Here is a 12703-nt window from a genome sequence, read left to right as displayed (position 1 = left end):
ATTCCAGTTATCTCTTCTTGCCGGAAATCCAGCCGGCTATGAGTTTGGGCGCACTGGAGTTCAGAGCCTCCCCCCGGCCTGAAAGGCTGGGATTGGTCATGAAGTAATGCTGCGCGTTAAAAGGCTCTTCGCCTTGGCGCACTTCCATGCGCCTGGATGTACCATCCGGCAATATCTCGTAGCTCTGCTGGTTGTCAATCAGATTGCCCAGCATGATCTGGGAGAGGACCTGCGCGTGCACCGTCGGGTTGATCAGCGGCACCAGCGTCTCGACGCGCCGGTCGAGATTGCGCGGCATCATGTCGGCCGAGCCGATATAGACGAGCGCCCTTTCCGACGGCAGGCCGAAACCGTTGCCGAAGCAGAAGATGCGGCTGTGCTCCAGGAAGCGGCCGACGATGGATTTGACACGGATGTTTTCCGAAAGGCCGGGCACCTGCGGGCGCAGGCAGCAGATGCCGCGCACCACGAGATCGATCTCGACGCCGGCATTGCTCGCCTCGTAGAGCGCATCGATGATCTGCGGATCGACGAGCGAATTCATCTTCATCCAGATCGCCGCCGGCGCGCCGCTGCGGGCATGCACGGTCTCTTCCTCGATATGGCTGAGGATGCGCGAGCGCATGGTGTATGGCGAGACGGCAAGCTTCATGCTCGCCGCCGGTTCGCCGTAGCCGGTGATGAAGTTGAAGACATTCGCCATGTCGCGGGCAATCGTCGGATTGCAGGTGAAGAACGACAGGTCGGTGTAAATCTTGGCGGTGATCGGGTGATAGTTGCCGGTGCCGAGGTGGCAATAGGTGCGCAGCTTGCCGTCCTCGCGGCGGACGACCATCGACATCTTGGCATGCGTCTTCAATTCGATGAAGCCGAAGACCACCTGCACGCCGGCCCGCTCCAGGTCGCGCGCCCAGCGGATGTTGGCCTCCTCGTCGAAGCGCGCCTTCAACTCCACCAGCGCCGTCACCGATTTTCCGGCCTCGGCGGCATCGATCAGGGCGCGGACGATCGGGCTGTCGTTCGAGGTGCGATAGAGCGTCTGCTTTATCGCCAGAACGTCAGGATCGCGCGCAGCCTGGAGGAGAAACTGGACGACGACGTCGAAGGATTCGTAGGGGTGGTGGACGACCATGTCCTTTTCGCGGATGGCGGCGAAACAATCGCCGGCATGGTCGCGGACACGCTCGGGAAATCGGGCATTGTAGGGCTCGAAGCGCAGGTCGTCGCGCGGCGCCTTGGCGATCTCGGACAGCGTGTTGAGCGCCAGCAGACCGGGCAGCACCGCGACGCGGTTTTCCGGCACGCCGAGTTCCTGCACCACGAACTGGCGCAGCGATGCCGGCATTTCCGAATCCGTCTCGATACGGATGACCGAACCGCGACGCCGGCGCTTCAGCGCCGTCTCGAAGTAGCGCACCAGATCTTCGGCCTCTTCCTCGACTTCGATATCGCTGTCGCGGATGAGCCGGAAGGTGCCGAAACCCTTCACCTCGTAGCCGGGGTAAAGCTTGTGGATGAACATGCCGACGACGTCTTCCAGGGTGATATAGCGGATCACCGGGCCGTCGTCCGGCAGGCGCACGAAGCGGTCGAGTGCCGTCGGCAGGCGCAGCAGCGCCGTCATCGGCTCCTTGTCGCGCTTGCTGACGAGTTGCAGGCCCATCGAAAAGCCGAGGTTGGGGATGAACGGAAATGGATGCGCCGGGTCGATCGACAGCGGCGTCAGCACCGGAAACATCGACTGCTCGAATTCACCGGTCAACCAGGTGCGGTCGTCCTCGGACAAGGCGGCCGGGCGGACGATGAGGATGTCTTCCTTGGCGAGATATTGCTGCAACACCGCCAGCGACGCCTGCTGCTCCATCTGCAGATTGTCGATCTCCTTGAGGATCTCCTCCATCTGCTCGGCAGGCGTCTTGCCGTCCGGACTGCGCACGTTGATGCTTTGCCGCACCTGGCCCTCGAGGCCGGCGACGCGCACCATGAAGAATTCGTCGAGGTTCGCCGCCGAGATCGACAGGAAGCGGACACGTTCCAGAAGCGGGTGGGCCGTGTTCAGCGTTTCTTCCAGGACGCGGCGGTTGAACTGCAGCCAGGAGAATTCCCGGTTGATGAAGCGGGCCGGGCTGCTCAGAAGCTCGTTCTCCGGCGCTGGTGCCGTACCGCTCTCCCTGGTCTGCATGTCTTTTACCACCGTATCCATAACCCTGCCCTTTGTGTTCGTCCGCCTTGGCCCGTATTACAGTTTGACGACACTTCTATGACAGTCAATCGGGCGGATCGTCGTTTCCCAACGCATTCAGGACCTCCGCGGCCAGCGGCCGGGTGATGCGCGTTCCGCGGGCCAGCGCCAGACGGTCGAGGCGATCGACGATGGTCTGCGCCGCCTCCAGGGACCGCTCCATGCGGTTGACGATATAGGCGACGAGTTTGTCATCTATATAAAGCTGCCGGTCGGCGAAGAGCTTGACGATCACCTGGCTCAGCAGATCTTCGTCCGGCTCGCCGATTTCGACGGTCGAAGCCGCCTTCAGGCGTGACTTGAGATCCGGCAGCGTCACCGGCCACGACATCGGCCAGAGGCGTGAGGTCATCAGCAGGTGGTTGCCGTGCTGGCGGACGCTGTTGATGACGTGGAACAGTTCGGTTTCGTCGAAGGCAACCCTGTCGGCATCCTCGAAGATGACCGGTCCGGCCGCTGCCTGTTCCGACGCCCCCGAGCCCGCCAGGGGCACGATGTCGACGGCGTGGGCGTGGTCGCGCCAGATGCTGGCGAGATGCGACTTGCCGGACCCCACCGGCCCGGCCAGGATGACGACGGGCGACGGCCATTGCGGCCAGCGGTCAACCATCGCCACGGCAGCGGCCAGCGGATCGCTGACCAGCAGGTCGTCGCGACCCCGCGCTTCCTCGTGGCCGAAGCGCAAGGTCAGTTGCTCCGCACCGCGGCGCCTTGCATCGGTGTTTTTGGTATCGGTCATTGTCGTAGGCTCAAGGGATCTCGTCTTCTTTCACCGGTTGGACAAAGGGCATGGGCCGCTCGCGTCCGTAATAGAGATCGCTGTCAAGATAGCGGGAGAGCGCGAAGCGGACAAGCACGCCCACGGCGGCGGCGGCCGGCACGGCGACCAGCAGGCCGACGAAACCGAACAGGGCGCCGAAGGCAAACAGTGCGAACATCAGCCAGACCGGATGCAGGCCGACGCTTTCGCCGACGAGCTTGGGCTGCAGGATGTTGCCCTCGATGAACTGGCCGGTGAAGAAAACCGCCAGCACGACGCCGACCCAGATGTAATCGGGCCAGAACTGCACGATGGCGACGCCGACCGCCAGCACCAGGCCGACCAGCGAGCCGACATACGGAATGAAGCTGATCATGCCGGCGAAAAGCCCGATCAGCAGGCCGAAATTCAGCCCGACCAGCGACAGGCCGACAGCGTAGAAGATGCCGAGGATAAGGCACAGCGACCCCTGCCCGCGAATGAAGCCGGCGACGGCCTGGTCGATCTCGCGAGCGATCTGGCGAACGCTGGCGACATAATCGCGCGGCGTCCAGCGATCGACCTTGGCGACCATGCGATCCCAGTCGAGCAGCATGTAGAAAGCAACGACCGGCGTGACGATCAGCAGCGAGATGACGTCGACGATCGCCTTGCCGGAATTCCAGAGCTGGGCGAACAGGCCGGTGAGGAAACGCATGCCTTCCGACAGGATACCGGAAAAATTGTCCTTGATGGTGACGAGCTGGGCCTTCACCCAGTCGGGCAGGACGGAATTCTGGGTGTCGGCAATCAGGTTGCGCAGCTGTTCGATATAGCCGGGCAGGCGTTGCGCGAATTCGTTGAACTGGTTGACCAGCACCGGGATGAGGATCATCAGCGCCAGCACGAAGACGACCAGGAACGTCACCAGGATGACCACCGTCGCCATCAGGCGGCTGAGGCCCAGGCGCTCCAGCCGGTCGGCGACCGGATCGAGGAAATAGGCGATTGCCATGCCGGCGATGAAGGGCAACAGGATGCTGCTGAACAGGAACAGAAAGAAAATGAAGCCGACCAGAACCGACAGCCAGAAGAACACCTGGCGCTTGAGCGTGCTGCCGCTGAGATGTTGTGGCATGATCGTTCCCGTTGACCCGCGTGCCGGTCGCAATGAAGCACCGCACGGACTGCGTTCCCAATTAGGCTGCAGGCGCAAACATGGTCAACCCTGCCGCCGCAAATCCCCCACAAGGATGGGGAAACGGCGGGAAACTGGGGCTTTCGTCCGCTCACGCCTTGCATAAACGGCCTTCTCATGCAATTGCGACCGGCAGATGACGCGGTATGTTGACCGCACGGATGGGCGATCGGAGATCATCATGAGCCAGTCGGGCAAGAACGGTTTGACCTATAGCGATGCGGGCGTCGATATCGATGCCGGCAACCTGATGGTGGAGAAGATCAAGCCGGCTGTGCGCTCGACGCGCCGCCCGGGCGCCGACGGCGAGATCGGCGGCTTCGGCGGCCTGTTCGACCTCAAGGCCGCAGGTTTCAACGACCCGATCCTCGTCGCGGCCAATGACGGCGTCGGCACCAAGCTGAAGATCGCCATCGATGCCGGCAGGCACGACACCGTCGGCATCGACCTCGTCGCCATGTGCGTCAACGATCTTGTCGTGCAGGGCGCCGAGCCGCTGTTGTTCCTCGACTACTTCGCCACCGGCAAGCTCGATCCGGACCAGGGGGCTGCGATCGTCACCGGCATTGCCGCCGGCTGCCGCGAGGCGGGCTGCGCGCTGATCGGCGGCGAGACGGCGGAAATGCCGGGCATGTATTCCGACGGCGATTACGATCTTGCCGGTTTTGCGGTGGGTGCGGCCGAACGCGGCAAGCTTTTGCCTTCCGGCGATATCGGCGAAGGCGACGTCATTCTCGGCCTCTCCTCCTCGGGCGTGCATTCGAACGGCTTTTCGCTGGTGCGCAAGATCGTCACCCTCTCCGGCCTCGCCTGGGACGCGCCCGCCCCCTTCGCCGACGGCAAGTCTCTGGGCGAAGCGCTGCTGACGCCGACACGCATCTACGTCAAGCCGCTGCTCGCCGCCATCCGCGAGACCGGCGCGCTGAAGGCGCTGGCCCACATCACCGGCGGCGGTTTCCCCGAAAACATTCCGCGCGTCCTGCCGAAGCACCTTGCCGCCGAAATCGACCTCGGCGCAGTCTCCGTGCCGCCGGTCTTCTCCTGGCTCGCCAAGACGGGCGGCGTCGCCGCAACTGAAATGCTGCGCACGTTCAACTGCGGCATCGGCATGATCGTCGTCGTCGCCGAGGGTGATGCCGCAAAAGTCAGCCAGGCGCTTGAGGCTCAGGGAGAAAGCGTCGTGACGCTCGGCCGGATGATCGCCCGCGCCGAAGGCGGCGCCGGCACCGTCTACAAGGGCACGCTCGCCCTATGACGTCTTCGCGCAAACGCGTCGTCGTCTTCATTTCCGGGGGCGGCTCGAACATGCTGGCGCTGGTCAGGGCCTGCGCCGCGCCGGACTTCCCCGCTGAAATCGTCGGCGTCATCTCCGACAAGGCCGATGCCGGTGGCATTGCCAAAGCGGAGGCGCTCGGCATCGCTACCTTCACCTTCGTGCGCAAGGACTTTGACAGCAAGGAAGCGCATGAGGCGGCAATCTTTGCGGCACTGGACACGCTTTCGCCCGATATCCTCTGCCTCGCCGGCTATATGCGGCTTTTGACCGCCACGTTCATCAATCGCTACGAAGGGCGGATGATCAACATCCATCCGTCGCTGTTGCCGCTGTTTGCCGGCCTGCACACCCACCAGCGGGCAATCGATGCCGGCGTTCGGGTGGCCGGCTGCACCGTGCATTTCGTCACCGAAGGCATGGACGAAGGCCCGATCATCGCCCAGGCCGTCGTACCCGTGCTGCCGACCGACAGCGCCGACACCCTGGCTGCCCGGGTCCTGACCGTGGAACACAAGACCTATCCGCTGGCGCTGAAACTCTTGGCCGAAGGCAAGGTGTCGATGCGTGATGGCCGCGCCGTGTTTACCGGCCCCGTGGCCAGCGATGAAACGGGCACGCTGGTCAGCATCGGCTGACACCGCCGCATACACCGAAAATTTACCAAACTCGCAGAAATTGTTCCGCATCGCCTTTTTGCGCTTGACGCAATCCGATCGTCGTTCTGCGAGGTTTCATCATGGTCTTCTTCCGGTCCCCGGCGTTGCTGGCTTGCCTGACCTCGGTCGCCCTGGCGCCGGCCCTTCCCGCGCTTGCCGGGGACGAAACGGTCTCGGGTTCGATCGGCGTCGGCCTTGCCAATCTTTATGCCACGGAAACGGTTCATTCCGACGGCATGAAGATCAGCCATCTCGATTGGGAATCCCGCGGCGTCAAGGTGCTGCGCGGCGCGCTGGACGTCGAGGTGGGCGGCGGTTGGACGGTCAGGGCCGAGGGCAAGGTCGGTATCGACGGCGACGGCCAGATGACCGACTACGACTGGGTCTGGCCCTTCTATGCCAACACGTCGAAAGGCGGCTGGAGCGACCGCTCGGTCCATGACGACAACCGGCTGGACCACTATTACACCGGCAGCATCGAGATCAGCCGGCGCCTGTTCGGCGACCATATCCAGAACCTCAATTTCGGCCTGGGCGGCCGTTACACCGATGTGAAATGGAGCGCCTATGGCGGCAATTTCATCTACAGCGTCGATGCCCCGCGCGACACGATCGGCTCCTTCTCCAAGGACGAACGCGGCATCAGCTACCAGCAGAAGATCCCGGTTCTCTACGCGACGCTGAACGGTTCGCAGGACCTCGGCCGCTGGCGGCTGACAGGCGCGCTGGAAGCCGGCGCCACCATCAAGGCAAAGGATGTCGACGACCACTGGATGCGCGACCTGCGCTTCAAGGACGAACTGGCCGTCTCTGCCATGTTCGGCGGCAAGGCGGGTGTCGAATACAAGCTGACGCAGGGCATCTCGCTTTATCTCGACGGCTCCTTCGAAACCACGGATTTCCGCAAGGGCAACATCAAGATGAACAACACGGTCTCCGGCGAGACTACCACCTACAAGGACAGCGCCGCCGGAAGTTTTGCCGCGGTCTATATCGGCACCGGCATCCGGGGTTCGTTCTGATCACGCGCCGGTTGCGGCAAGCTTGCCGCGATTGAGTGCCGCCCATTGCAGCATCATGATCGTCTTGGCGTCGCAGATCTCGCCACGCTCGATCATCGCCATGGCGTCGTCGAGGCCGAGTTCCATCACCTCGATATCCTCGTATTCGTCGATCAGTCCACCGCCGTCGCCGGCTTTCTCGGTGACGTCGATCAGCGCCACGAAGAAATGGATGATCTCCGTCACCGCGCCCGGCGACATGAAGCTTTGAAACAGCGGCCGCACCTCGCGGACGATGTAGCCCGTCTCCTCCATCACCTCGCGGCGGATGGCGTCGGCGGGATTGTCGCCGTCGAGCAGGCCGGCGGGCGTCTCGATCAGCCAGCCGGAGCTTTCGTTGAGAAACGCCGGCATGCGGAACTGCCGCACCACAATCACCGATTGCCGTTTCGGATCGTAAAGCAGGATGGTGGCGCCGTTGCCGCGGTCGTAGACCTCACGCTTCAGGCGCACGGTCTTGCCGTCCGATCCGGTATAGTCGAAGGTGACGTTGCGCAGGTGATACCAGTTCTTCGACAGCGTCTCGTCCTTGACGATGTCGATCTTCACGTCCTTGAACTTCGTCATCCGGCGGCGTCCCTGACCATCCATACCTTGTTGTCGTGCACCGCCGCTCCGCCGTAAGGCGCCACCTGGTCGGCGCCGGTCAGCACGTTGATGCCCTCGCCATCCAGATGTTTCTTGTTCGGCCAGATGCCTTCGGCGATCAAGAGGCCAGGCTTGACGGTATCGGAAACCTTGGCATGCAGCCGCACGCTGCCACGGCGGTTGCCGAGCGTAACGATGTCGCCGCTTGCGATGCCCTTCGCTTCGGCATCGGCAGGATTGACCAGCACTTCCGGCCGGCCTTCCTTCTGGATCGAGGTTTTTGTCTCGGTAAAACTCGAATTCAGAAAATTGCGCGCCGGCGAAGTGGCGAGGCGGAACGGATGTTCCTCGTCCGTCAGTTCGATCAGTTCGACATGGTCGGGGAATTCCGGCAGCGCCTCGTAGGGGCCGAGCGTGCCGAGGGAGCGCGGCGGGCGGGTCGCCGCCGGCGTGTTGACCCAGTCGGGGCGGAAGCGGAATTTCCTGTCCGGAAAATTGAAGCCGTCGAGGTAATGCGCCTCTTCGAAGGAGATGCCGGCATCGAGCCACTTGTTGTCGGCAAGGTAATCGAAGCCCGGCCGGCCGCTTGACGTCAGCATGCGATCGATGATCTCGCGTTCCGTCAGGCCGAAGCCGGGGCGGTCGTCGACGCCGAGGCGCTTGGCCAGTTCCTCGATGACGAACAGGTTGGTGCGCACCGTTTCCGGCGGCTCCACCAGCTTCGGGCCGAGCAGGATGTGGCTCTGGCCGCCGCCGCGATAGATGTCGTCATGTTCCACGAACATCGTCGCCGGCAGCACGATGTCGGCAAGGTCGGCGGTATCGGTCATGAAATGCTCGTGCACGGCGACGAAAAGGTCGTCGCGCATGAAACCCTGGCGGACGAGCCGCTGTTCCGGCATGACGCAGGCCGGGTTGGTGTTCTGGATCAGCATCGCCGTCACCGGGCCGCGATGGCGCAGCGCCTCGGCGTCGCCGGTCAGGATGCGGCCGATCTGCGACTGGTCGAGCACCCGGATCTCCCGGTCGCGCATGCGCGAGCCGACGAGTTCGGAATTGTCGAACTTGAAGATGCCGCTGTTGGAGTGGAAGGCGCCGCCGCCTTCATATTGCCAGGAGCCGAGTACGGTGGCGATCGAAGCCGCCGCATGCATGGCGACCGAGCCGTTGCGCTGGCGGGTAAAACCGTAGCCGAGCCGCAGGAAGCTCCTTTTCGTCTCGCCGATCAGCCGGCCGAAGGTCTCGATCTCTTCGACCGAAAGCCCGGTGATGGCGGCCGCCCATTCCGGCGTGCGGGTTTTCAGATGTTCTTCCAGGCCGGCCGGATCGTCGGCATATTTTTCCATGTAGGCGCGGTCGGCATACCCGTCGCGGAAGGCGATGTGCATGGCGGCGCAGGCGAGCGCCGCATCGGTGCCGGGCCTGACGACCAGCGCCAGGTCCGCCTGCTTCATCGTCGGGTTGTCGTAGATGTCGATGACGACGATCTTTGCGCCCCGTTCCTTGCGGGCGCGGATCGCATGGGTCATGACATTGACCTGGGTGACGACCGCATTGGTGCCCCAGATCACCACGCAATCCGACTTCGCCATCTCGCGCGGATCGGGGCCGCGCAACGCGCCGGTCGCCATGGTGAAGCCGGTCCACGCCATATTGACGCAGATCGTGTCGAAAAAGCCGGAATATTTCTTGGCATGCCGCAGCCGCTCGATGGAATCGCGCTGCACCAGCCCCATGGTTCCGGCGTAATAATAGGGCCAGACCGCCTCGCTGCCGTGTTTGGCTTCCGCCTTGACGAAGGCGTCGGCGATTTCGTCGAGCGCATCCTGCCAGCCGATCTCCTGCCAGCTGCCCGCTCCCTTGGCGCCCTTGCGGCGCTTCGGCATCATCAGCCGGTCGGGATGGTAGAGACGCTCGGCGTAGCGCGCCACCTTGGCGCAGATGACGCCGGCGGTGTAGCTGTTGTCTTCGGCGCCGCGGACCCTGCCCATCCGCCCTTCAGCGCTGATCTCGATGTCCAGCGCGCAGGTGGAGGGACAGTCGTGCGGACAGGCCGTATGGCCGATGCGGGATTTGGCGTGAATGGGGGTCGCAATGTTCATGTCATTTCTATATTGCAAGAGGCAAGGTGCCAAAAGGCCAAAACCGGCCGGCCGCCAATTTTCATTGCCCTCACAGGAACGTCCATGAACTACCGGCACATCTATCACGCGGGCAATTTTGCCGACGTCCTCAAGCATGCGGTCCTGGCGCGGCTGATCCGCTACGCGCAACAGAAGGAGGGCGCCTTCCGGGTTCTCGACACGCACGCCGGCATCGGCCTCTACGACCTGACCTCGGAGGAGGCGCAGAAGACCGGCGAATGGCAGGAGGGCATCGGCCGCCTGATCGATGCGGACCTGCCGGAAGCGGCGGCGGCCCTGCTCGAACCCTATCTCTCCGCCGTGCGCGACCTCAATCCCGAAGGCGGGGTGCGGCGTTATCCGGGCTCGCCGAAGCTTGCGCGCATGCTGTTCCGCCCACAGGACCGGCTTTCGGCCATCGAGCTGCACCCGGAGGATTTTTCCGCCCTCAGCCGGTTGTTCGAGGGCGATTTCCAGGTGCGCGTCACCGAACTCGACGGCTGGCTGACGCTCGGCGCCCATCTGCCGCCGAAGGAAAAGCGCGGCATCGTCCTCGTCGACCCGCCTTTCGAAAAACCCGACGACTACGAGCAACTGGTCGACGGTCTCGCCAAGGCCTACCGGCGTTTTTCCACCGGCACCTATTGCCTGTGGTATCCGATGAAGAAAGGCGCGCCGATCGCCGATTTCCACGAGGCGCTGAAGGCGCTGGAGATCAGGAAGATGCTCTGCACCGAACTGACGGTGAAAAGCGACCGCGAAACCACTGGCCTCAACGGCTCCGGCCTGATCGTCGTCAACCCGCCCTATACGCTGAAGGACGAGTTGCACACGCTGCTGCCGGTGCTGAAGGAAAAGCTCGCCCAGGATCGTTATGCGTCGCAACGCGCCTTCTGGCTGCGCGGGGAGAATTGAGGGGGCTCTGCCAACGGCCGGGGCAACACCGCCCTCTTGACCGTCCGGCATCTTTGGCAACATTCTGTTATTCAGTATCCGAGGAGTTCCCATCATGACATGCCGCCTGATTTTTGCCGCCGCTGCGCTTCTCGCCGGAATCGCCGGCACAGCCCAGGCGGCCTCGACGCCATCCTGCGCGGCCAGCGGCGTGGTGAACTCCGTGGTCAGCCGCTTCGACCATTACAGCCACCGCTATATCGGCTACCCCATGACGATTACGGCGGTGGAAGACATCCATGAGCGACGTATCGAACGGATGGAAAAGCAATATCCCGTTGAACGGCGCTATTGCGGCGCCTCGGTGGTGACCAGCGACGGCGTGCGCCGCAAGCTGTGGTATCTCATCGAACGCAACTTCGGCTTTGCCGGCATCGGCTCATCGGTGGAATATTGCGTCAGCGGCCTTGACCGCTGGCATGTCCATGGCGCGGCCTGCAAGTCGCTGCGTTGATGCGCCGTTATTCCGGCCTTGGTGCCCTTCTGATCTTTATGGCCGCCGCCGCATGGTTCGCCATCGGCGACAAGCAGGCACCGCAACGCAACGAATGCCAGGACAGCGGGAATTGCCGGACGGAAAAGCGCGATACCGCACCGGTGCCGACCTCGACCGGCGGCTTCGATTTTTACGTTCTGGCTCTGTCCTGGTCGCCGACCTATTGTTCCAGCGACGAAGGCAGCGGCAATCGCCAGCAATGCGGCACCGACAAGGATTACGGCTTCATCGTCCATGGCCTCTGGCCGCAGAATGAGCGCGGTTATCCGGAATCCTGCGACAGCCGCGAACCGGAGCGCGTGCCGGACAGTCTCGGGCGCAGCCTGTTCGACATCATGCCGAGCATGGGGCTGATCGGCCACCAGTGGCGCAAGCACGGCACCTGCTCCGGCCTTTCGCAGGCCGATTATTTCAAGACGCTGCGCGCCGCCTGGAACCGCCTGTCCATTCCGGCCGATCTGCGCCGGCCGCAAACGAGCAAGCGCCTATCCGGCGACGAGATCGTCCGTAAAATGACGGCCGCCAATGCCGGTCTCGGCAAGGATGCGATCGCGCTCACCTGCAACGACGGGCAACTCGATGAGATCCGCATCTGCTTCACCAAGGATTTGAAATTTCGCGATTGCGCCGGCGCCGGCCGGCAAAGCTGCCGGAAAAATACCGTCACCCTGCCGGCGGCACCCTGAAACCATCGGAGGATTTGCCATGGAACTCTTTTACTCTCCCACCTCTCCCTATTCCGCGAAAGTGCGCCTTGCCGCGCGCTACCTTGAGATCGAACTTACCGAAACGGTCATCGACACCAATGCCGATCCGGCCGGGCTGATCGCCAACAATCCGCTCGGCAAGATACCGACGCTTTCGAGCGAGGACGGCCCGATCTTCGACAGCCGCGCCATCATGCAGTTTCTCAACCGCAAGACGGATGGCGGCCTGTATCCGGAAAAGAATGCCGAACGGACGAAAGCCGAGGTACTGGAGGCATTGTGCGACGGCATCACCGATTGTCTGCTCGCCATGGTCTACGAACGCCGGCAGCGTCCGGCGGAGATCATTCACCAGCCTTGGCTCGACCGGCAATGGGGCAAGGCCAAGCGCGGCCTCGACCACCTCGAAGCCAACCCGCCGAAAATCGGCAAGGACCTGCATGGCGGCCATTTCGCCCTGGCGGCGCTGCTCGGTTATCTGGGTCTCAGGTTTTCAGGCGAATGGGAAAGCGACCATCCCGTCCTCGTCGCATGGGCGCAGGAATTCGGCGAGCGTTTTGCCGACTATGAACGCCTCTCCCCCAAGGCGGCGGCCTAGAACATTTCCGCCGTCCTCCCAAACGCGGCATTCGGGCAATAAAAAAGCCGGGACGAACCCGGCTT

Annotated in this window: 12 protein-coding genes; 7 read left to right on the top strand and 5 right to left on the bottom strand. The window is 63.2% G+C overall.

Annotated elements, in window-relative coordinates; translation table 11 throughout:
• Positions 1-7: 7 nt before the first annotated feature.
• The 3 genes from DEM27_RS04010 to DEM27_RS04000 all read right to left on the bottom strand — a co-directional run bounded on the left by DEM27_RS04010 (position 8) and on the right by DEM27_RS04000 (position 4119).
• Positions 8-2203: an RNA degradosome polyphosphate kinase gene (locus DEM27_RS04010; RefSeq protein WP_109456854.1), complete on the bottom strand. Its 2196-nt coding sequence runs from the start codon at positions 2201-2203 to the stop codon at positions 8-10.
• Positions 2204-2267: 64 nt separating this feature from the next.
• Positions 2268-2981: a DnaA regulatory inactivator HdaA gene (hdaA, locus tag DEM27_RS04005; protein ID WP_109456853.1), complete on the bottom strand. Its 714-nt coding sequence runs from the start codon at positions 2979-2981 to the stop codon at positions 2268-2270.
• A gap of 10 nt (positions 2982-2991) precedes the next feature.
• On the bottom strand, positions 2992-4119 hold the full coding sequence (locus DEM27_RS04000; protein WP_109456852.1) for an AI-2E family transporter: 1128 nt from the start codon (positions 4117-4119) through the stop codon (positions 2992-2994).
• A 241-nt stretch (positions 4120-4360) separates the two neighbouring features.
• Here DEM27_RS04000 and purM point away from each other — a divergent pair, with 241 nt between their 5' ends.
• From purM to DEM27_RS03985, 3 genes are all read left to right on the top strand, one after another.
• Positions 4361-5434, top strand: coding sequence for a phosphoribosylformylglycinamidine cyclo-ligase (purM, locus tag DEM27_RS03995; protein WP_109456851.1), 1074 nt, complete (start codon positions 4361-4363; stop codon positions 5432-5434).
• Positions 5431-6090: a phosphoribosylglycinamide formyltransferase gene (gene purN / locus DEM27_RS03990; protein WP_109456850.1), complete on the top strand. Its 660-nt coding sequence runs from the start codon at positions 5431-5433 to the stop codon at positions 6088-6090. The genes purM and purN overlap by 4 nt, the downstream gene beginning before the upstream one ends.
• 101 nt (positions 6091-6191) lie before the next feature.
• Positions 6192-7133: an omptin family outer membrane protease gene (locus DEM27_RS03985; protein WP_109456849.1), complete on the top strand. Its 942-nt coding sequence runs from the start codon at positions 6192-6194 to the stop codon at positions 7131-7133.
• Here the strand turns inward: DEM27_RS03985 and DEM27_RS03980 are convergent, their stop codons facing one another.
• Both DEM27_RS03980 and DEM27_RS03975 read right to left on the bottom strand, forming a co-directional pair.
• Complete coding sequence (locus tag DEM27_RS03980) at positions 7134-7739, bottom strand: NUDIX domain-containing protein (protein ID WP_109456848.1); 606 nt, start codon at positions 7737-7739, stop codon at positions 7134-7136.
• Positions 7736-9862 (bottom strand): molybdopterin-containing oxidoreductase family protein, encoded by a 2127-nt coding sequence (locus DEM27_RS03975; protein WP_109456847.1) that lies wholly within the window; start codon positions 9860-9862, stop codon positions 7736-7738. Before DEM27_RS03975 ends, DEM27_RS03980 begins: the two co-directional genes overlap by 4 nt.
• Positions 9863-9946: 84 nt before the next feature.
• Here DEM27_RS03975 and DEM27_RS03970 point away from each other — a divergent pair, with 84 nt between their 5' ends.
• The 4 genes from DEM27_RS03970 (at position 9947) to DEM27_RS03955 (ending at position 12638) form a co-directional block, all read left to right on the top strand.
• Entirely contained in the window at positions 9947-10798 is an 852-nt protein-coding gene (locus DEM27_RS03970) for a 23S rRNA (adenine(2030)-N(6))-methyltransferase RlmJ (protein WP_109456846.1), read from the top strand.
• Positions 10799-10892: 94 nt separating this feature from the next.
• Positions 10893-11291 carry a hypothetical protein gene (locus DEM27_RS03965; RefSeq protein WP_109456845.1) on the top strand — a complete coding sequence of 133 codons (399 nt, stop codon included), beginning with the start codon at positions 10893-10895 and terminating at the stop codon, positions 11289-11291.
• On the top strand, positions 11291-12019 hold the full coding sequence (locus tag DEM27_RS03960; protein WP_109456844.1) for a ribonuclease T2 family protein: 729 nt from the start codon (positions 11291-11293) through the stop codon (positions 12017-12019). The genes DEM27_RS03965 and DEM27_RS03960 overlap by 1 nt, the downstream gene beginning before the upstream one ends.
• Positions 12020-12038: 19 nt before the next feature.
• Entirely contained in the window at positions 12039-12638 is a 600-nt protein-coding gene (locus DEM27_RS03955; protein ID WP_109456843.1) for a glutathione S-transferase family protein, read from the top strand.
• The last annotated feature ends 65 nt before the right edge of the window (positions 12639-12703 follow it).

Source organism: Rhizobium album, from assembly GCF_003122325.1.
Taxonomy (GTDB): Bacteria; Pseudomonadota; Alphaproteobacteria; order Rhizobiales; family Rhizobiaceae; genus Metarhizobium; species Metarhizobium album.
Note: the sequence above shows the minus strand (reverse complement) of the source record. Positions and strands in the feature narration are given on the sequence as shown.